Genomic DNA, 18,265 nt, shown 5'->3' with positions numbered 1-18,265 from the left:
TGGTCGTGCTCGCCTATGTGACGATGGCGGAGTCGCGACATCTGCCACGGAGGTAGTCGAGGCGATCGGAAGCGCCTCAGTCCGCGTCGGCCATCATCTGCCCGCCGCCACCCAGCCAGGCGCGCCATTGCCGCTCATCGCCGTGGAAGACGTTGAGGTCGATGCGGCCTGTCACGCCATGCGACAGGCCGGAGCCTGAATATTGCCAGAACAGCCATTTGCGGCCCGGATAGACTTTTGACGGATGAGCCGCCACCGCGCGCAGCCAGAACGGATAATCCAGGAAGGCGCCGCGCAAATTATCGCGATAGAAATCGGGGCTGGTGTAGATGATCGGGCGCTGGCCGTAATGGCGTTCCAGCTTGTCCATGAACACCTGCATCTTCTCCAGCACCTTTTCGCGCGAAGGCTTGCGCCTGCAGGAGGATTCGCCGTTCCACTCGACGTCGATGACGGGCGGCAATGCGCCGTCCATCTTCGGCACGTTGCGGATGAACCAGTCAGCCTGCTCGCCGGCGGTGCGGCACCAGTAGAAAAAATGATAAGCGCCGCGCTTCAGCCCGGCGGCATCAGCGTTGCGCCAGTTCTTCATAAACATCGGATCGAGATGATCGCCGCCATCCGTCGCCTTGATATAGGCGAAGTTAGCGCCCTGGGCGCGCAGCTTTTCCCAGTTGATGTTGCCCTGCCAGCGCGAGACGTCGACGCCATGCACGGCCAGATGGCGCGGCGAGGAGCGGCCGAAATTGATCGGCTTGGCATCGCGGAAGGCATAGCGCGTGACCGGCCCGGCAAGCATGGCCGGCGCGGCGCGTGACAGCCGCTTCGGCGGCGAGACGAGTGCCGCCTCCTGCACCGGCGGCTCGACGCTGTCCGGCAGGTCGCCCGTCGGGAAGTTCACCGTCTCCTCCTCGGCAAGGCCGAAGGGGCGCGAATTCTCGTCGTCAGCGCCCGCGTTACCTTCGTCAAGCAGCGGCGCCGGCGGCGTGATGCGCGCCATGCCCGACATCGACGCGGTCTCGACAGTCTTTTCCCTTACGGCGGTCTTCACGCCTTTCGACACCGGCGCGCTCGGCCGCACGACCGAGCTCGTCGTCTCGTTGGACGGCATCTGCAAGGCATCGACGCCCGACGTGGACGAGCAGCCGGCAAGGCAAAGCGCTGCGAGCACGAAACTGACGACGCCAAAAATCCGCATCTTTGACCTGTACGCAAGACAAAACAGACCGAAGGCAGGAACAGCGCCGCCGGAAGCCCCATTCCTAATGAGAAATTACCAACAAAGTTTGAATCAAAATTTACCTTTGGTCGGACCGGCCGATTCGTGAGCATCGCCGGGAAGGTTCCCGGTCAGCGCCTGAACACCCCGATCATCGGCCCGAGATTCCAGAAATCGTCGTTGCGGCCGATGCCGGGCGCATAGAGGCTTGAGATCGAGCCGTCGAGGAAAAGCGCATTCGGGCAGCCGAGCTGGTCGCGGAACAGGCGCGCGAATTGGTGGAAGGTCACGACATCGTCCGAGATCGCGAAGACCGCCACGCCGTCGGCGCGCACGCCGACGCCATCGCGGATTTTTCGCGAGGTGCCGTCCGCATGGAATTTCGGATGCAGCTTGCCGTCGATGACCAGCATCGGCCCGGACTGCGTGGCGTAATCGACGCGCGGCGGACGCTTGAGATAATCCTTGGTCGCGCGAACCCCTGCCTTGTTGGCGCTGAGATAGAAGATGCCGTTGGGCTGCATAGAGAAATTGCCGGTTCCCGATCCGGTCTTCGCCGGCGTGACCTGCTCGCCGCGCTCGACATAGAGCCCAACCGGAGCGAGGTTCGGATGGTACATGCCGGCATTGATGCCGAACAGCATGCTGCGCCCCGCCGCTTGCTGCGCGTCGCGCAGATTGTGCAGCGACCGGTAGAAGTCGCCATCCTTGTTCTTCCAGAACAGCTCGATGGAAAAATGCTTCGGATCGGCCTCACAGACCAGATAGGCCGCGTTCTCGAAAGTCTGGTTGCGGCAGGGCGGCAGCGCCGCCAGCCATTGGCCAAGCCCCATGCCGGCGCCTGCGGCGGCAGGCACCGCCGATTTCACCAGCGTGGCCAGCAACGGCACGGATTGCAGCAGCGTCCCAAGATCCATCAGCCCGTCCGGCGGTCAGCTGTCGATAATGCGGATTGGTCGAGTTTCAAGTCAACCAACCGGCCGCGACGCTGACCAGCAGCACGACGCCGAGCAGGCCGCGATAGATCACAAACGGCCAGGCAGAGAAGCGTTCGAGCACCCGCATCAGCCCCCATATCGCGAAGAAAGCCGAGATCGAGGCGACGACGAGGCCGACGGCGAGGATCGACCAGCCATGCGCGTCGAGATGCACCTTGTGCAGTTCATAGAGTTCCTTGAGGCCGGCGAGCGCAATGGCCGGCAGACCGAGCAGGAAGGAGAGGCGCGCCGCCTCCGGCCGGGCGAAGCCCAGCCCCATCGCCGCCGTCAGCGTCGAGCCCGAGCGTGAGACACCAGGGATAAGCGCGCCGACCTGGGCGACGCCAACCAAGAGCGCATCGAGGATCGACGCCTGGCGCAGCATTAGCTTGTGGCTGGCGAAGATCTCGGCGAGCGCCAAAAGGATCGCCATGGCTATACAGGCCCAGCCGATGACGGCGAGCCCGCGCAGCGGCGAATTGCAGGCGTTGAGCACACCGGAAAGCGCAAGGCCGGCAATGATGATCGGGATTGTGGCAAGGATGATGCTGATCGCCAGGCGGAAATAGCGGTCGCCGAAATCGCGGCGCGAGATCGCCGAGATCGATCCGAAGAGCACGTCCCTGACATCGCTCCAGAAATAGCTGATCACCGCCGCCAGCGCCGCCAGTTGCATCGCGGCCGAGAAGGCCGATCCGGGATCCTGCCAGCCGAGCACCGCCGGCACGATGCGCATATGCGCCGTGGACGAGATCGGCAGCAATTCGGTGATGCCCTGCACGATGCCCAGAAATGCCACTTTGGCATAACCCAGGCCGACAAAGCCGGTATCCAGTCCTTGAGTGCAGACGTCGGTCATCTCAACCCTTTTCCCTGCGCCTCGATCCCTGCCCGAGGCAAAAGTGAATCGTCTTCGAAAAGCCCCTCTGGGAGAGGCTTAGCCTCACGATAGCGTGATTCCAACTCACGGATTTGTAAGGTGCCGCTAATCCTGCTTGACAACGGTTGGCACCATATTATCATTCGCTAATCTTACACTGTAAGGCATATCGGAGGAGCATGCCATGTCGACCGCCGCCCTCTCGGAACTCGAGCCCGTTGTGCCGCCGGAAACGCACCCCCCGGAAATCGCGATCAAGGAGGTATCGCGCGACATCAGCCGCGCCATCGAGCGCGCCGAAGTCGCGGCCTGGCGCGACCTTTACGACGCGGCGCCCGCCGATTTCGCGGCACGGCAAGGGCTGTCGATCGCGAGCGACGGCGATCTGGTCTGGACCACCTGCACGACGATTCCGTTCATCCATTTCAACTGCGTGAAGAATATCGGCGTCGATGGTCCGGCGACCGAGGAACAGCTCGACGCGCTGCTCGCGCATTATCGCAATGCCGGCATCACGCGGCCGTGGTTCTACACCAGCCCGCACACTGAGCCGGCGCGGCTGAGATGCTGGCTGGAGGCGCGCGGCCTGCAGCATCAGGGCGGCTGGGAACGCATCTATCGCGACGCGACGCCGCTGCCAGCCGAACCGCTCTTCCCCGGCGACCCGCTGATCCCGGTAGATGATCCCGTTATCGAGGAGGTGACCCCCAGGACGGCTTCGCAATGGGCTTCTTTCATCGATGCCAAATACAGGCTCCCCACCTCGCCCTGGCTCACCGCGCTTGTCGGCCGCAAGGGTTGGCGCCACTACATGCTGAAACGTGGCGGCGCGGTCGCCGCGGTGCGCTCGCTTTTCATCGGCTCTGACGGCGCCGCCTGGAGCGGCATCGACGCTCCGGTGCCCGGCATCATGGCGCCGAGCTTCGATCTGGATGCCATGCTTGGGGAAAGGCTGGTTCGCGACGGCATTGCGGCCGGCGCGAAGCTGTTTGTCGCCGATATTGAAGCGCCGCTCCGCGATCGCGACGGACCGGCCTATCGCAACTACGACCGGCTCGGCTTCAAGCTCGCCTATTTACGCAATCACTACGCTTACCTGCCGGCGTATTCGAGCTGACCATTTCCTGGAGCTGCCTCAGCGGTACAGCCACTGCTTCAGGCAGCTTCTTGCCACCACATGGGCCGGCGGCACCGAAGCCTGGTCGATACGGGAATCATCGCCGGCCTTGTCTCGCGCCTTTTCCAGGAGCAGGCGAAGCTCGGCCGGCCGCACGCGGTCGCGCGCCATCACGAGCTGGATCATCGGGTCGTTCAAAAGCTCGTCCAGGGTGTTGATGCTCTCGCTCATCCGTCGCCTCCTCGATGCCTGCCCGCATGGCGCTTAGATAGGCAGCCAAAGATGGCCCGCCAATGACGCTTTGCCGGCTATGTCGTGCAGCGGAGATGAAATTTTTGTGCAGGGCTCTTCCCCTTCTCCCCTTGTGGGAGAAGGTGGCCGCGAAGCGGCCGGATGAGGGGTGCTCCAGGGAAAGCCAGCGTCTCACTCCGCTGGAACACCCCTCATCCGTCTCGGCGCTAGCGCGCCGATCCACCTTCTCCCACAAGGGGAGAAGGTAAAACGCTACGCCGGCGGCGCGCCTTCATATTGCGGCAGGCCGTCGTCGAGCATCAGCCAGGGCTGCTTCGAGGCAGTCCAGAAATGCATGTCCGGCTTGAACAGCGACGGGTCGTCGAGCGAGCCGGAGGTGACGCCGAGAATGTTTCTGGAATCGCGGCGCGAGAACAGGGTTGTGCCGCAAGCCGGGCAGAAGCCGCGCTTGAGGTCCGGCGTGGAGTTGATGGTCGCCACCGGCCCTTCGATGGTCACATCGTCGATGCGGAACAGGAGTCGCGCGTTGAAGGCCGCGCCGATCGCCCTCTGGCAGATCCGGCAATGGCAGACGCGCTCGTTGATCGGCTCCGCCTCGGCCCTGTAACGCACCGCGCCGCACAGGCACCCGCCCTCATATTTCGCCATCACCGACACCCGTTTCGAGGAAATGCCGGCAAGGTAGCGACCGGCATGAGAGGGTCAAACAAAAAACACTGATAGGATGCGATCGCCTGCGCTGATATGGGTGGCTTAACGACGTGTCCGCGCCTGCGATTGACAATAGCCCGCCGCCGCGCCCTGCTTATGGCGTCCGACGGGAGGGAGATTGATGGCCGACATCGACACGATCGCGATCGCACCCTTGTTCGGTCCGCCCTCGCCCGCCCGCGACCAGACCGACTTGAGGATCATGGCCGCGGCGTCGGGCATCGGCTTCATGTCAATCCGCGATTTTCCCGGCGACGATTGGCTGACGCAGCGGAACCGGGCGCGGCTGCTGGCGATCTTTTCGCTGCCGGAGGCTGAAAAGCAGAAGCTGCTGCGCTGGAATTTCGACCGCACCAAACAAAATGTTTATCGCGGCTGGTTTCCGCTGCAGCCTGGCGCCGTCTCCTATAAGGAAGGCATCGACATGGGGCCGGACGTCGCCGACGCGCGCACCAAACCCTCCGGCCTCGATGCCGGCGATCCGCTCTGCGAGGCCACGCCGCTCCCGCCGGAAAGCGCCCTGCCCGGCTGGCGCGAGGCTGCCTCCGGCTACTACAAGGCGATGGAGACGGTCGGCAACGCACTGCTGCGCTCGGTCGCGCGCGGCCTGGGGCTGACCGAGACCATCTTCGATAAGGATTTCGAGGGCGGCATCTCCACATTGCGTCTGATCCGCTACCCGCTGCGCGACCCGAACAGCGGCGTCGACCTCAGCGGGCCCGACTTCTCCGTGCTGCACAAAGGCGAGATGCGGACGATCATCGGCCGCGAGCATGCCGATTCCGGTTTCGTCACCTTGCTGGCGCAGGACGGCGTCGAAGGCCTGCAGGCAAAAAACCTTGCCGGCGAGTGGATCGACGTGCCGCCCGCCGACAACACGCTCGCCGTCAATTTCGGCCAGCTGCTGGAGCGCTGGACCGCCGGCCGGGTGCGCGCGACCCGGCATCGGGTGATCGCGCCCAAACAGGCGCGCTTCTCGATTCCGTTCTTCTGTGAGCCACGCGTCGACGCCGAGATCGCGCCGCTGCCGCTAGAGGGCGCCGAGCCCTTCGAGCCGTTCCTTTATGGCGACTATCTCTGGGACACGGCGACGAAATTCGTCGAAATGAGCGGCGTCAGGCATCTGCGCCAGCCGCGACGGGCCAAGGCTTCCTGAATCAGAGGAATCAGTGGCGCTTGGCCTGGACGAGATAGGCATCGATCATGGTCTCGCCCAGCCATTTCGCGGCTTCGAGCCTGTGCAGTCCCTCAACCAGGATGTGGCGCTTGCCGTCGTGCCGCACCTGGATCGGCGTCTTCATGCCGTTCTCGAGGATATCCTCGGCGAGATGGCGCACGGTCTCGGGATGCAGCGTCTTGCGCCGCGCCGTCGGCACGTAGATGTCGTCGACCTTGACCTTTTGCACACGCAGCATGTCGGCTCCCTGGCACTGAACAACGCCCAATGAATAATCCGTTTGCCGGATATCGACAAACGCGGGTCCCTGCTGGCCCGATGCTTTCCATTTGACGCTTGGCCGGCCGATGGTCTCAATGACGGCTTCGTGATCTCAGGTCCAGCTTGATGCAATTGCCCACCGAATTTCCCGATTTCGGGCTGACGCCCGAGCAGCGCCGCGAGGCGGTGCGCGGCCATTATTACGAATGGCCGGGGATGGACGGTGAGCGCGGCGAAATCTGGGGGTACAGCGACCGGTTTTCCTATCGTCCGGGCGAAATAGTCACGCTTTTCGTCAGTTCGACGGCGCCGCAATTCAGCATCGCGATCATTCGCGACGGAGACGGCGAAACCAAAGTCTTCGAGGGAGCAGGCCTGTCGGCGCGCTGGCAGGACACGCCCGACCAATGCTCGGTCGAAGGTTGCGGCTGGGAGGCGTCGTTCGAATTCCGCGTCGGCGACGACTGGCCGTCGGGCGCCTATCGCATCGCGCTTCTTGTCGAAGGCCGCGACGGCAACCCGATCCGCAGCCACCATCTTTTCATCGTCGCGCCCCGGCCCGGCCGCAAGCCGGGCCGCCTGCTGCAGGTCGCCGCGACCGGCACCTGGACCGCCTACAACACCTGGGGCGGCTCGAACCACTATCAGGGCATCACCGGTCCGAACCGCGACCAGTACGCAACGACGGTGTCGATTGAGCGTCCTTGGTGCCGCGGCTTCGTCGTGCTGCCAAAGGACGCGCCGCGCGTGCCGCTCGAAGTCGCCGTGCCGCCGAAGACCGTGCCACGCTATCCACACATGGAGTGGGCCTTTGCCACCGGGCATTCGAAGAAATACGCATCGTCCGGCTGGGCAAGCTATGACAGCCATTTCTTCCGCTTCGCCGAACGCGCCGGCTACCAGGTCGATCTCGCCAGCCAGCACGAGCTGCATTTCTCGCCCGAGATCCTCGACGGTTACGACTGTGTCGTCTTCGTCGGCCACGATGAATACTGGACCTGGGAGATGCGCGACGCGGTCGACAACTATGTGACCCGCGGCGGGCACGCGGCGCGCTTCGCCGGCAATTTCATGTGGCAGACGAGGCTGGAGGATCAAGGCCGCCGCCAGGTCTGCTACAAATACAAGGCGCGCGCCGAGGACCCGGCCTATCGCGGCGGCGACGTCACCCGCGCCACCAATTCCTGGGAAGCGCCCGAGATCGGCCGCCCCGGCAGCGCCACCTTCGGCCTCAATGCGACGCGGGGTGTCTATGCCGGCTGGGGCGGCTGCGCCCCGCGCGGCGTACGCGGCTTTCCGGTCTACCGTCCCGAGCACTGGGCCTTCGCCGGCACCGGCATCTATTATGGCGACCTGCTCGGCGCCGACAGCCATGTCTATGGCTACGAGGTCGACGGCCTCGATTTCGAGATCCGCGGCGGCCTGCCCTACCCGACCGCGGACAGCGGCGCGCCCGACGGCCTGCAGGTGCTGGCCGTCGGCATGGCGAGCCAGGTCGAGGAAAGCGCCGACATCCCGATCGAGGACCAGTTCCTCGCCGACGAGGATGGCCGCTTCACCGCCGAGACGCTTTTCGGCGAGGCGAGCGACGCCAATCTCGACAAGGTCAAGCGCGGCAACGGCATGATCGTCAATTTCCCGCGCGGCAAGGGCGAGGTGTTTCACGCCGGAAGCTGCGAATGGGTCGCCGGCCTGCTAAGGCAGGACGCGATGGTCGAACGCGTGACCAAGAATGTTCTCGACCGCTATCTTGGCCGAGACGAGAGGGGCAAATGAACACTGCGCAGTCGATCGAAACAGTCAGCCGGCCGAACCTTTTCCACTTCACACGCCGGCCCCAGCCGATGGTGGATCGCGCCGATGGCATCTATCTGTGGGACAAGAGCGGTCGCCGCTACATCGATGGGTCGAGCGGCGCGGTCAACGTCAATGTCGGTCACGGCAATCGCAACGTCATCGATGCGATGAAGCGGCAGCTCGACCGCGTCAGCTTCGCCTACATCTTCCAATTCGAGAACGAACAGGCCGTCGCGCTGGCGCGGGACTTGGCCGAGCGGCTTCCGAACGGGCTCGAGCGCATTTATCTCGTTTCCGGCGGTTCCGAGGCGGTCGAGGCCTGCCTCAAGCTCGCGCGCCAATGGGCGGTCGCGACAGGCCAGGACAAGCGCTGGAAAATCATAGGTCGCATGCCCTCCTATCACGGCATCACGCTTGGCACGCTTGCCGTCACCGGCGACGATGTCCTGACCAAGACATTCGACCCGGTCGGACGGCCGATGCCGTTGGTGCCGGCGCCGTTTTTTCATCGCGACCAAGATAATCTGTCGCTGGAAGAGCGCGGCGTCCGCTACGCTGACATGCTTGAGGAAAAAATTCTGGAGCAAGGCCCCGAAAGCGTGCTTGCCTTCATCATGGAGCCGATTGGCGGCGCGGCGACGGCGGCACTGGTGCCGCCCGACAGCTATTTTCCCCGCATCCGGGAAATCTGCGACCGCTACGGCATCCTGTTGATCCATGACGAGGTGATGACCGGCGTCGGGCGCACAGGCAAGTTCCTGGGCGGCGACCATTGGAGCTGCCGGCCGGATATCGTCGCGCTATCGAAAGGGCTGAGCTCCGGCTATGCGCCCTTGGGGGCGCTTGCCGCGACAGAGAGGATCGTCGGGCCCGTCGTTGCGGCGGGCGGCTTCCTGCATGGCCATACCTATGGCGGTAACCCCGTCGCCTGCGCGGCCGGTATTGCCGTCCTCGGCGAGGTCGACCGCCTTGGCCTGGTCGAGAATTCCGCCGTCATGGGCGAAGTGCTGAGGGGCGAACTCGAAGCGCTGTCGGGTCGCTTTCCTTTCATTGCCGACGTGCGAGGCAAGGGGCTGTTCATGGGTGCGGAGCTCTACGCCGACCCCTTGGCCAGGACGCCGTTGCCACAAAATCTCAACGCCAATTTGCGGCTCATCGACCTGGCCTTCGAGCGTGGACTCATCATCTACTCGCGGCGCGTGCGCGGCGGGCCGGTGAGTGATAATTTCATGGTCTGCCCGCCTTTGATCACAACCCGCGAACAGATTGGCGAGATCATCGCGGTGCTTGGCGACACGCTGGAGGCACTTGCCGCCGAACTTGACCTGCCGGTCAATCACTGAGCCCTCGCCAAGGGAGGAGCCGATATGGATAGAGTGCTTGTCTCGGCCTGCCTGCTCGGAAGCAAGGTGCGCTACAACGGCTCGTTTCGGCTCGATCACCATCCCGTACTGGCGCGGTGGCAGTCGGAAGGCCGGATCGTGCAGATTTGCCCAGAGGTGGCGGCAGGTTTTTCGACGCCGCGTCCGCCGGCGGAAATCCAGGGCGCGGGCGACGGCCATGCGGTCCTGCAGGGCCATGGCAGGGTGATCGAGCAAACCGGCAGCGATGTCACGCTCCTTTACCGCGAAGCCGGGCAACTGGCGCTCGACCTCGCGCGGGAAACCGGATGCCGCTATGCCGTATTGACGGACGGCAGCCCATCATGCGGCAGCAGTTTTATCTATGACGGGAGCTTTTCAGGGGCCCGCGTGGCTGGCCAAGGCACGACCACCGCGCTGCTCGAGGAAAACGGCATCCGTGTCTTTTCCGAAGACAGGATCGGCGAGCTTGACGACCTGTTGACCGGCTCCAGCGCCGCCGGACATGCGGGCTGACCGATGCGGGAGCAGGCCACCGACATTCTACTCCGCCCCGGCACCATCGACGACGTCGAAACAATCTACGCCGCGCTGCTGCGTCTCGGCACCCATACCGGCGCCCACCAGGAGATCAAATCCACCGCCGACGACCTCCGCACTTACGGCTTCGGCGAAAAGCCCGCCTTCTCGACCCTGATTGCCGAGATCGGTGGCGAGTTCGCCGGGCTCTGCCTGCATTTCCCGATCTTCTCGACCTGGATGGGCCGTCCGGGCGTCTATGTGCAGGATCTTTATGTCGAGGATCGTTTTCGCGGTCGCCGCATCGGCGAAAAACTGCTGCGGCGCGTCGCGAAAGAGTGCCGCGCGGCGGGCGGCGTCTATCTGAGGCTCTCCGTCGATACCGACAACGAGACCGCCAAGACCTTCTATGAGAAGTTGGGCATCGGCTGGTCGAGCTACGAACAGGTGCAGAAGATCGTCGGCGATGCCTTTTTCGCCTTTGCCGACGCTCCGGAGGAATGACGATGAAAGCCTTCTATGCCGAAGAGCAGAAGCGCCACGATCCCAAGGCTTTCCTTTCGAGCGGCGCGCCGCAGCCCAATCCGGAAAAGCCGGAGCGGGTCGAGAGATTGTTAGCCGGTGCAAGATCGGCCGGTTTGACGGTCGAACGCCCGAAAAATCATGGACTTGGCCCAATCGCGGCGGTGCATACGCCTGAATATCTCGACTTCCTCGAGCACATCTTCATGCGCTGGCAGCGCATCGAAGGCGCTTCGGCGGAAGTCATTCCGAATATCCATCCGATCGCTCGCAACGGCTCCTATCCGGACTCGGCGGTCGGCCAGGCCGGCTATCATATGGCCGACACCGCCTGCCCGATCTCGGCCGAGACCTGGAACAGCGCGTTGTGGAGCGCCTGGAGCGCGGTGGAGGCCGCTGAAGCGGTGATGGCCGGCGCGCCGTCGGCCTATGCGCTCTGCCGTCCGCCTGGACATCACGCTTTCGCCGATGTCGCCGGCGGCTTCTGCTTCATCAACAATTCGGCCGTGGCCGCGCAGGTTCTGCGCAAGAGTTCCGCCCGCGTCGCCATCCTTGATGTCGACCTGCACCACGGCAACGGCACGCAAGACATCTTCTACGCCCGGCCCGACGTGCTGACCGTCTCGCTGCATGCCGATCCGGTGCGCTTCTATCCCTTCTTCTGGGGACATGCCGACGAGCGCGGCGAAGGCCCCGGGCTCGGCTACAATCTCAACCTGCCGCTGCCGCGCAAATCCGACGACGCGGCTTTTCTCGAAGCGCTGGCGACGGCCTTCCAGCGCATCCGCGCCTTCGCGCCGGAAGCACTGGTCGTGGCGCTCGGCCTCGATGCCTTCGAAGGCGATCCGTTCGGCGGCCTATCGGTGACGACGCCAGGCTTCTCGCGCATCGGCGAAGCGATTGCCGGGCTCGGCCTGCCCACGGTCATCGTCCAGGAAGGCGGCTATCTCTGCGATGCGCTGGGCGACAACCTCACCGCTTTCCTGACCGGCTTCGGTGGCAAGAAAGACTAGCGCTGCTGCCGCAGCATCGCGATCACGCGGTGCACGCTTTCCAGCGTCTCCTCGATCTCGCCCGCCGTGTTGTAATGAGCAATGCCGATTCGCACGACGCCCTGCTCGGCTGGAATGCCGAGCTGGTGGACGATCTCCCACGCGTAATTATGGCCCGACCACAGGAAGATATTCTCGGCGTTCATCTGCCGCACGATTGTTTCCGGCGCGATGCCCTCGACCGTGAAGGAAACGGTCGGCACCCGCTCGGCGAGGCGCTCCGGATCGGTGATGCCGCGGATGATCAGGCCCTCGATATCGGAGAGACCCTCGATCAGTCGCCGGGCCAGGGCATTCTCGTAAGCGATCGAAACGTCGAAAGCCTTGGCGATCCGCTGCCGCCGCGATCCGCCCTCGCCGGCGGCGGCGCCGAGATCGGCGAAATAGTCGATTGCCGCCGTCAGCCCGGCCATCAGCTCGATCTGCGGCGTGCCGAGTTCGAACCGCTCCGGCAGCCCGTACGACGAACAGCGGCATTTGTAAGGCTTGAGGCCATCGATGACGTCACGCCGTCCCCACAATATGCCCATATGCGGCCCGAAGAATTTGTAGGCCGAGCAGATCAGGAAATCACAACCGAGCGCCTGCACGTCGATGAGCCCATGCGGCGCGAACTGCACGGCGTCGACATAGACCAGCGCGCCGGCCTGCCTGGCGATCGCCGTCAGCGCTTTCACCCGGTTGATCGATCCGGTGAGGTTCGATGCATAATTCAGCGCGACGAGCCGCGTCTTGTCCGAAAGCAGCGCCTTCAGCGCCGTCTCCTCCACCTGCCAGCTCCGCTCGTCGAACGGCAAGAAGCGCACGACCAGGCCGAGATCCTCGGCAAGCTGCAGCCAGGGCGAGACATTGCCTTCATGGTCCATGCGCGTGACGATGATCTCGTCGCCCGGCTTCATTGTTCGGCCAAGCGTGCGCGACATGTGGTAGGTGAGCGTCGTCATGTTGGCGCCGATGACGATCTCCTCGACGTTCGATGCGTTGAGGAAATCGGCCATCGCGGCATGTGCCCCGTCGACCACCTGCTGCGCAGCGACCGTCGTTTCGAAGAAGCCGCCCAGATTGGCGTTGGTCGAGAGCAGGCAGCGCGACACCGCGTCCGCTACCGTCAGTGGCACCTGCGTGCCGGCCGGGTTGTCGAGATAGATGCGCCGGCGCCATTTATCGGTCAGCGAAAGCGCCGGAAACCTGCCGCGCACGGCCTCGATCGGAAAATCCGCCATCATCTCCCCCTTATCCTCTCAACGATTGCCCGTCACGGACACGGATTGCCGACGCGCTGGTGGATGGCGTCGACCGCTTTCTGCATCTCTTCCGTCCAGGTCACATCGACCGAGGACAGCGCCGTCTCGAGCTGCGCGATGGTAGTCGCGCCGACGATGTTCGCCGTCACGAAGGGCCGGCTCGCCACATAGGCATTGGCGAAAAGCGCCGGCTCCATGCCGAAGGAGCGCGCCAGCTCATTGTATTGAAGCAGCACTTCCGCCGCATTCGGCGTCTCGTAGCGCTGGCCGCGGTTGAAGAGCTGCGAGCGCGAGCCCTGCGGCCGCGCGCCATGGTCGTATTTGCCGGTCAGGTAGCCCTGCGCCAGCGGAGAATAGGGAAGGAACGCGATCTGCTCGCGCTCGCAGACCTCGGCAAGGTTCACCTCGAAGGTGCGGTTGACGAGGTTGTAGGCGTTCTGCAGCGAGGCGACGCGCGGACCCACGCCCTTTTCGGCTTCGAAGACGAAGCGCATGACACCCCAGGAGCTTTCGTTCGAGAGACCGAGGTGGCGGATCTTTCCGGCCTTCACCAGTTCGTCGAAGACGGCGAGCGTTTCGGCAACAGGCGTCTCGTCTCCCGGAGTGCCTGCCGCATCCGGGCGCCGCGCCACCGCTCCCACGCGCGTCGGATTCGAGCCCCACGGAATGTCCCGGTCCGGCCAGTGGATCTGATAGAGATCGATATAGTCGGTGCCGAGCTTGGCCAGCGACTTCTCGACCGCGTCGAAGATGTCGGCGCGCACCAGCTTCGAGGGACGATCGCCGCGGAACCACGTGTTGGCCGTGCGGCCGACCACTTTCGAGGCAAGGATGACCTTGTCGCGGTTGCGATTGGCCTTCATCCAGCTGCCGATGGTCTTCTCGGTCCGCCCTTGCGTCTCGGCCTTGGGCGGGATCGGGTAAAGCTCGGCCGTGTCGATGAAATTCACCCCGCGCGAGAACGCCAGGTCCATCTGCGCGTGGCCCTCCGCTTCGGTGTTCTGCTGCCCCCAGGTCATCGAGCCGAGGCAGATTTGCGAGACAAGGAGGTCGGTCCGACCGAGGCGGCGTTTGTGCATGGGATTTCTCCGGCGGGAGTTTTGCGCGGACAGCGCGGGGAGGAAATCCAACATAGAGCAAGACGCTTGCGTTTGGCAAAGCGCACAGTTTGGAGATTGGCCGAAGCGCCAGTCAGTTCGTCATCCACGGGCGGAGCGAGGAGCGTAGCGACGCAGCGCAGACCCGAGGATCCATGCCGTGACTTCAAGGCGCCGCAACGGTGCAGAATTTTTGCTCCGTTGCACCCAACGATCAAGGTAACGGCATGGATCCCAGGGTCTTCGCGACGGAGCTTCGCGGCTGCTCCGCCCAGGGATGACGAGGTTGGAAGGCTTCGACCAACCCCCGGCGCATGCGCCGATTAGAGAAACGAACGGCAAAACCTTCGCCCCGACAGCCTGCAACCTATCAAAATCCATGGGTGGGAGGAACTACCGCCTGACCCCGGCCAAAGCCCGCCGCTTGGCCTCGTCGATCAGCATGTTGGCCACCTGCATGCGGATCATGGCGCGCTGGCGCAGATGCGGCGCGACCCGATCCGGATGGTTGGCGAAAGCAAAATTGCGCCGGATGCGGCCGAAATCGGCATTCTTCGCTGGCTGGTCGAGGCCGAGCTCGCCGGCAATAGCTTCGGGATCGATCGACGGCAGCTGCTCCTCGGGCCGCTGCTCTTCACCCGCGAGCGACAGCTTTGCCTGGTCGAGAAGCGCGGCGAACTCCGCGGCAAGGTCGGCGGCGGACTCGCGGTATTCGGCGGCGACACTTTCGCTCGCGACCTTGATGCGCCCGGAATGAAGCTCATCGGCAACGGACAGATAGTCGAACGGAATAGACGGCCGGGCGCCCTCCTCTTCGCCTTTCTCCGAGGCGACGATCAGGTCGTCGAGCAACGAAGCGAAATCGAGCTTGTTCCCGGTGCCGATCTCAGCCTCCCTCGTGACGGCGTGCGTTGATGCCGCTGAAAATAGGGCGCCCACGTTAAAAATGACTTCTGGCGACGTTAACAATTGCAGGCATTTGCCGCCCTGGAGCCATCAAGCAAAAAGCCGGACCGCATTTTCGTGCAGTCCGGCAAGGTCGCCAGGAGTGGCGAGGAAAAAGCCAGCCATGGGCCGGCATAGCCCCTACGGTCGAGCCCGCCGAAAAGTTTCACAAAAAATCGATTGTGGCCGGAAATCTGATGCGGCATGGCAGCCATGCAATTGCTGCACTGCACAATTTTAGCAAATCGATTATATTTTGTTGTTGGGAGGGCCAACAGGGGCAACTGTCATGGGGTTCTTCACTGAAATGTTCGCTCGGCCACGGCCGCAGGAGCACCAGCGCTACCGCGCGGCACTCGCGCTTCTGAACGCGATGAGCAATGCCGACCGTGCCGATATCGGCATCAAGCCGGCGGATTTTCCGCGCATCGCGCGCGAAATGTCGGCCCGCTGAACAACGCTGAACCAAACGGGTTTCCCGGGTTGCCGGGAAACCTTCAACCTGTTCAAGAGTCAGCGATTTCCGAGGAAGGTCTGCTTCCCGAGCGGCACGCCATTGTGGCGCAGGATGTCGTAGGCCGTCGTGACATGGAAATAGAAATTCGGCATCGCGAAATACAGCAGGTACTGCAGGCCGGGCAGCGTGGTTTCGCGCCCGCCAAGCCTTAATTCGATCGTCCGGTCCTCCGAACCTTCCAGATCGGCCGCCGAGAACGTCGCCAGATGATCGAGCGTCTTGGCAATTCGGGCCTGCAGCTCGGCAAAGCTCGCTTCATTGTCCTCATATTTCGGCACCTCGCGGCCGGCGAGCCGCGACGGCGCGCCCTTGGCATGGTCGGTGGAGATCTGGACCTGCCTGGCCAGCGCGTACATGTCAGGCGCCAGCCGCGCGGTGAGGAACACCTGCGGATCGATCTTGCGCTCGCCGGCATTCTGCTCCGCCGCCGTCAGCACGCTGGCCAGCGCCTTCAGCCGGGCGGAAAAGACGCCCACGGAAATATCGTACATGGACACAGTCACGAGCAATCTCCCAAGGCGGCCCCAGCGCCGCGGCCCGTGACCTAACGCCTCCGGCTACGATTCTTCAAGCGTTCATGCCTCCACGTCACCGCTCCGCCGCAATCGCCATGGTAGTATTTCTGTTATCGAGCGGAGATTCCCGATGAGACATGTCTTTGTCGCTGCGGCTGCCTTCTTTTCCCTGTCCAGTATCGGCCAGTCCGCGTTTGCGGCCGATGCGCCCTATATCGACGACAGGTCCAGCGCCGACGCCGTCATCCGCTCGCTTTACAGCGCCATCAATCGCCACGAATTCGCCCGCGCCTGGGGTTATTTCGGCGATACGAAGCCAGCCAAGGATTTCAACGCTTTCGTGAAAGGCTATGACGGCACCGATACCGTCGACGTCAAGACCGGCGCTGTATCGGACGAAGGCGCCGCCGGCAGCATCTATTACAGCGTCCCGGTCGCCATCCAGGCCACCGACAAGAAGGGCGAGGCCAAGGTCTTCGCCGGCTGCTACACCGTCCGCCAGGTCAATGCGCAGATCCAGGAGCCGCCCTTCCAGCCGATCTTCATCGACAAGGGCACGTTGAAGCAGTCGACCGAGGATTTCGACAGCGCCGTGCCGGCGAGCTGCGGCGACGGCCCGCCGCCGCCCAAGAAGGACGAAGCGCTGGAGCAGGCCAAGAAGGCGTTTCTCGCCACTTATGTCGGGCAGTGCGACAAACAGGATCCCGAAGGCAAGCCGATCGGTGAGCCCGAGGCCCATTCGATCCACTACAAGGACAAGGACGCTCAAGCCGCCGACCCGGAGCGCGAGACGCGGCTGTTCCGCTTCTTCTGCTCGATGGCCGCCTACAACGAAACCGCAGTCTACTACCTCGCCGATGACCTCAACGGCGTGACCCAGCTGCAGTTCACCGAGCCGGATCTCGACATCCGCTATGAGAACAACAACAGCGAAGGCAAGGTCGAATCGATCCACATCATCGGTTTCAAGACCAGCGGCTGGGCAACCAACTCGGACTATGACGAGAACACGAAAACCATCACCACATCCGACAAATGGCGTGGCGTCGGGGATGCCTCGTCTTCGGGGACCTATCTGTTCCGCAACGGTGACTTCTCGCTTGTCCAGTACGACGTCGATGCTTCCTATGACGGCGAGATCAATCCGCAGACGATCATCGATTACAACACTGCGCCTTGAACACGGGACGCGCCTATCAAGGCGTCTTCGTCAGCATCCAGTTCAGCGTGCCGCGCCAGTCCACCATGCGGATCGGCGTGCCATGCGTGCCGGTCTCGAACCGCACGAAGCGTGTCGGATAGGATTTTTTGGCCAGGATCGAGCGGAAGAAGGCTTCCTGCTTTTCTACCGGGAAGACCACGTCATGGCTGCCCTGCCCGAAGAACACCGGCACGCGGCGCTTGAAGGCGGGGCTGGTCAAAAAGCTGTCGTCCCAGAGCGAGCCGAGCAGCAGCAGCCCATTGATCCGGCCGCCGGTATCTTTCCGCGCGGCGAGCTTCCAGCAGATCATGCCGCCCATCGAGCCGCAGGCGACGAAGATTTTCGCGCCGGGCGATTGTTGGGCGTAGTGATCGATGAGTGCAGCGACCTGCGCCGCGCCCTTGTCGCCGAAATCGGGGAAGTCGGGCGAGAGGTAGAGCCCGCCATTCTGGGCCATCAGATTCTTGATGCGGTTGAAGTTGCCGCCGAAAGTAAAATCGTCGACGCCTTGTTTGCGGCTGCCGCCCTGTCCATGCAGGTAGAGCACGATGATGGAAGCGCCTTCCGTCCTGCCGACCGCGACATGCCTGACATCGCCGGCGTCGGTCTTCAGCATCAGGTCCTGCTGCACCTTGCGCACGCCGGGGTCGGTATATTGAGCGCGCACCCGCTTTTCGGGCACCTCGTCGCGCTGGTTGATGTCGCGCATCTCATGATAGTCGAGCACCGTATAGGCGCCATTATCGCCGGTGGACAGCGCCGCTGGATAAGCGAAGAGGTCGTCCTTGAACGGTTTTAGCGAAAGCGTCTGGCTGTGGGCAGCCTGGACGGCAAAACCGGTTGCAACGAGCAGGGCGAGGAGGAAGCGGAAAAACATGCCGAGAGGCATGCGAAATTCGGC

Annotated in this window: 20 protein-coding genes; 9 read left to right on the top strand and 11 right to left on the bottom strand. The window is 63.5% G+C overall.

Annotation, left to right across the window (positions count from 1 at the left end):
• Window positions 1-76: 76 nt before the first annotated feature.
• The 3 genes from EJ069_RS06725 to EJ069_RS06715 form a co-directional block, all read right to left on the bottom strand.
• Window positions 77-1,198 (bottom strand): GH25 family lysozyme, encoded by a 1,122-nt coding sequence (locus EJ069_RS06725; RefSeq protein ID WP_126060627.1) that lies wholly within the window; start codon window positions 1,196-1,198, stop codon window positions 77-79.
• Window positions 1,199-1,350: 152 nt separating this feature from the next.
• Complete coding sequence (locus EJ069_RS06720) at window positions 1,351-2,136, bottom strand: phosphodiester glycosidase family protein (protein ID WP_126060626.1); 786 nt, start codon at window positions 2,134-2,136, stop codon at window positions 1,351-1,353.
• A gap of 46 nt (window positions 2,137-2,182) precedes the next feature.
• Window positions 2,183-3,055: an undecaprenyl-diphosphate phosphatase gene (locus EJ069_RS06715; protein ID WP_126060625.1), complete on the bottom strand. Its 873-nt coding sequence runs from the start codon at window positions 3,053-3,055 to the stop codon at window positions 2,183-2,185.
• Between the two features lie 205 nt (window positions 3,056-3,260).
• Here EJ069_RS06715 and EJ069_RS06710 point away from each other — a divergent pair, with 205 nt between their 5' ends.
• The gene (locus tag EJ069_RS06710) at window positions 3,261-4,193 is read left to right on the top strand and encodes a hypothetical protein (RefSeq protein ID WP_126060624.1); all 933 of its coding nucleotides are present in this window, start codon (window positions 3,261-3,263) and stop codon (window positions 4,191-4,193) included.
• An 18-nt stretch (window positions 4,194-4,211) separates the two neighbouring features.
• On the opposite strand, the gene EJ069_RS06705 is transcribed toward EJ069_RS06710, so the two are convergent.
• Both EJ069_RS06705 and EJ069_RS06700 read right to left on the bottom strand, forming a co-directional pair.
• Window positions 4,212-4,424: a hypothetical protein gene (locus tag EJ069_RS06705; protein ID WP_126060623.1), complete on the bottom strand. Its 213-nt coding sequence runs from the start codon at window positions 4,422-4,424 to the stop codon at window positions 4,212-4,214.
• A gap of 273 nt (window positions 4,425-4,697) precedes the next feature.
• Window positions 4,698-5,093 carry a GFA family protein gene (locus EJ069_RS06700; RefSeq protein WP_126060622.1) on the bottom strand — a complete coding sequence of 132 codons (396 nt, stop codon included), beginning with the start codon at window positions 5,091-5,093 and terminating at the stop codon, window positions 4,698-4,700.
• 184 nt (window positions 5,094-5,277) lie between these two features.
• On the opposite strand from EJ069_RS06700, the gene EJ069_RS06695 reads away from it, so the two are divergent.
• Entirely contained in the window at window positions 5,278-6,312 is a 1,035-nt protein-coding gene (locus tag EJ069_RS06695) for a 2OG-Fe(II) oxygenase family protein (protein ID WP_126060621.1), read from the top strand.
• A gap of 10 nt (window positions 6,313-6,322) precedes the next feature.
• Here the strand turns inward: EJ069_RS06695 and EJ069_RS06690 are convergent, their stop codons facing one another.
• On the bottom strand, window positions 6,323-6,571 hold the full coding sequence (locus EJ069_RS06690; RefSeq protein WP_042644583.1) for a ParB N-terminal domain-containing protein: 249 nt from the start codon (window positions 6,569-6,571) through the stop codon (window positions 6,323-6,325).
• A gap of 149 nt (window positions 6,572-6,720) precedes the next feature.
• On the opposite strand from EJ069_RS06690, the gene EJ069_RS06685 reads away from it, so the two are divergent.
• From EJ069_RS06685 to EJ069_RS06665, 5 genes are read left to right on the top strand one after another with little or no spacing between them, the layout of a single operon-like run.
• The gene (locus EJ069_RS06685) at window positions 6,721-8,370 is read left to right on the top strand and encodes a N,N-dimethylformamidase beta subunit family domain-containing protein (protein WP_126060620.1); all 1,650 of its coding nucleotides are present in this window, start codon (window positions 6,721-6,723) and stop codon (window positions 8,368-8,370) included.
• Window positions 8,367-9,734 (top strand): aspartate aminotransferase family protein, encoded by a 1,368-nt coding sequence (locus EJ069_RS06680; protein ID WP_126060619.1) that lies wholly within the window; start codon window positions 8,367-8,369, stop codon window positions 9,732-9,734. The genes EJ069_RS06685 and EJ069_RS06680 overlap by 4 nt, the downstream gene beginning before the upstream one ends.
• A 24-nt stretch (window positions 9,735-9,758) precedes the next feature.
• The gene (locus EJ069_RS06675; protein ID WP_126060618.1) at window positions 9,759-10,268 is read left to right on the top strand and encodes a DUF523 domain-containing protein; all 510 of its coding nucleotides are present in this window, start codon (window positions 9,759-9,761) and stop codon (window positions 10,266-10,268) included.
• A 3-nt stretch (window positions 10,269-10,271) separates the two neighbouring features.
• On the top strand, window positions 10,272-10,775 hold the full coding sequence (locus EJ069_RS06670) for a GNAT family N-acetyltransferase (protein ID WP_126060617.1): 504 nt from the start codon (window positions 10,272-10,274) through the stop codon (window positions 10,773-10,775).
• A 2-nt stretch (window positions 10,776-10,777) separates the two neighbouring features.
• Complete coding sequence (locus EJ069_RS06665; RefSeq protein WP_126060616.1) at window positions 10,778-11,806, top strand: histone deacetylase family protein; 1,029 nt, start codon at window positions 10,778-10,780, stop codon at window positions 11,804-11,806.
• On the opposite strand, the gene EJ069_RS06660 is transcribed toward EJ069_RS06665, so the two are convergent.
• The 3 genes from EJ069_RS06660 to EJ069_RS06650 form a co-directional block, all read right to left on the bottom strand.
• Window positions 11,803-13,068 carry a cysteine desulfurase-like protein gene (locus EJ069_RS06660; protein ID WP_126064647.1) on the bottom strand — a complete coding sequence of 422 codons (1,266 nt, stop codon included), beginning with the start codon at window positions 13,066-13,068 and terminating at the stop codon, window positions 11,803-11,805. The genes EJ069_RS06665 and EJ069_RS06660 overlap by 4 nt on opposite strands.
• 32 nt (window positions 13,069-13,100) lie before the next feature.
• Entirely contained in the window at window positions 13,101-14,168 is a 1,068-nt protein-coding gene (locus EJ069_RS06655; protein WP_126060615.1) for an aldo/keto reductase, read from the bottom strand.
• Between the two features lie 411 nt (window positions 14,169-14,579).
• Window positions 14,580-15,038: a hypothetical protein gene (locus EJ069_RS06650; protein ID WP_126064646.1), complete on the bottom strand. Its 459-nt coding sequence runs from the start codon at window positions 15,036-15,038 to the stop codon at window positions 14,580-14,582.
• A gap of 382 nt (window positions 15,039-15,420) precedes the next feature.
• Here EJ069_RS06650 and EJ069_RS06645 point away from each other — a divergent pair, with 382 nt between their 5' ends.
• A complete protein-coding gene (locus EJ069_RS06645) occupies window positions 15,421-15,585 on the top strand; it encodes a DUF1127 domain-containing protein (protein WP_095818565.1) in 165 nt (54 codons plus the stop codon).
• 59 nt (window positions 15,586-15,644) lie between these two features.
• Here EJ069_RS06645 and EJ069_RS06640 read toward each other — a convergent pair whose 3' ends face one another.
• Entirely contained in the window at window positions 15,645-16,151 is a 507-nt protein-coding gene (locus EJ069_RS06640) for a DUF1993 family protein (RefSeq protein WP_126060614.1), read from the bottom strand.
• Between the two features lie 142 nt (window positions 16,152-16,293).
• Between EJ069_RS06640 and EJ069_RS06635 the strand changes: the two genes are divergently transcribed.
• Entirely contained in the window at window positions 16,294-17,343 is a 1,050-nt protein-coding gene (locus EJ069_RS06635; protein WP_126060613.1) for a DUF1176 domain-containing protein, read from the top strand.
• Window positions 17,344-17,359: 16 nt separating this feature from the next.
• Here the strand turns inward: EJ069_RS06635 and EJ069_RS06630 are convergent, their stop codons facing one another.
• A complete protein-coding gene (locus EJ069_RS06630; RefSeq protein ID WP_126064645.1) occupies window positions 17,360-18,241 on the bottom strand; it encodes an alpha/beta fold hydrolase in 882 nt (293 codons plus the stop codon).
• Window positions 18,242-18,265 lie beyond the last annotated feature (24 nt).

The organism is Mesorhizobium sp. M2A.F.Ca.ET.043.05.1.1, from assembly GCF_003952445.1.
In the GTDB taxonomy this organism is placed as follows: domain Bacteria; phylum Pseudomonadota; class Alphaproteobacteria; order Rhizobiales; family Rhizobiaceae; genus Mesorhizobium.
The sequence above is the reverse complement of the archived record's forward strand: the minus strand, read 5'-3'. Positions and strand labels throughout refer to the sequence as shown.

Coding starts and splice junctions, on each gene's coding strand:
- EJ069_RS06670 (WP_126060617.1), top strand. CDS start 10,272: ATGCGGGAGCAGGCCACCGACATTCTACTCCGCCCCGGCACCATCGAC.
- EJ069_RS06720 (WP_126060626.1), bottom strand. CDS start 2,136: ATGGATCTTGGGACGCTGCTGCAATCCGTGCCGTTGCTGGCCACGCTG.
- EJ069_RS06665 (WP_126060616.1), top strand. CDS start 10,778: ATGAAAGCCTTCTATGCCGAAGAGCAGAAGCGCCACGATCCCAAGGCT.
- EJ069_RS06695 (WP_126060621.1), top strand. CDS start 5,278: ATGGCCGACATCGACACGATCGCGATCGCACCCTTGTTCGGTCCGCCC.
- EJ069_RS06680 (WP_126060619.1), top strand. CDS start 8,367: ATGAACACTGCGCAGTCGATCGAAACAGTCAGCCGGCCGAACCTTTTC.
- EJ069_RS06685 (WP_126060620.1), top strand. CDS start 6,721: ATGCAATTGCCCACCGAATTTCCCGATTTCGGGCTGACGCCCGAGCAG.
- EJ069_RS06655 (WP_126060615.1), bottom strand. CDS start 14,168: ATGCACAAACGCCGCCTCGGTCGGACCGACCTCCTTGTCTCGCAAATC.
- EJ069_RS06715 (WP_126060625.1), bottom strand. CDS start 3,055: ATGACCGACGTCTGCACTCAAGGACTGGATACCGGCTTTGTCGGCCTG.
- EJ069_RS06725 (WP_126060627.1), bottom strand. CDS start 1,198: ATGCGGATTTTTGGCGTCGTCAGTTTCGTGCTCGCAGCGCTTTGCCTT.
- EJ069_RS06645 (WP_095818565.1), top strand. CDS start 15,421: ATGGGGTTCTTCACTGAAATGTTCGCTCGGCCACGGCCGCAGGAGCAC.
- EJ069_RS06690 (WP_042644583.1), bottom strand. CDS start 6,571: ATGCTGCGTGTGCAAAAGGTCAAGGTCGACGACATCTACGTGCCGACG.
- EJ069_RS06630 (WP_126064645.1), bottom strand. CDS start 18,241: ATGTTTTTCCGCTTCCTCCTCGCCCTGCTCGTTGCAACCGGTTTTGCC.
- EJ069_RS06675 (WP_126060618.1), top strand. CDS start 9,759: ATGGATAGAGTGCTTGTCTCGGCCTGCCTGCTCGGAAGCAAGGTGCGC.
- EJ069_RS06635 (WP_126060613.1), top strand. CDS start 16,294: ATGAGACATGTCTTTGTCGCTGCGGCTGCCTTCTTTTCCCTGTCCAGT.
- EJ069_RS06660 (WP_126064647.1), bottom strand. CDS start 13,068: ATGGCGGATTTTCCGATCGAGGCCGTGCGCGGCAGGTTTCCGGCGCTT.
- EJ069_RS06710 (WP_126060624.1), top strand. CDS start 3,261: ATGTCGACCGCCGCCCTCTCGGAACTCGAGCCCGTTGTGCCGCCGGAA.
- EJ069_RS06705 (WP_126060623.1), bottom strand. CDS start 4,424: ATGAGCGAGAGCATCAACACCCTGGACGAGCTTTTGAACGACCCGATG.
- EJ069_RS06700 (WP_126060622.1), bottom strand. CDS start 5,093: ATGGCGAAATATGAGGGCGGGTGCCTGTGCGGCGCGGTGCGTTACAGG.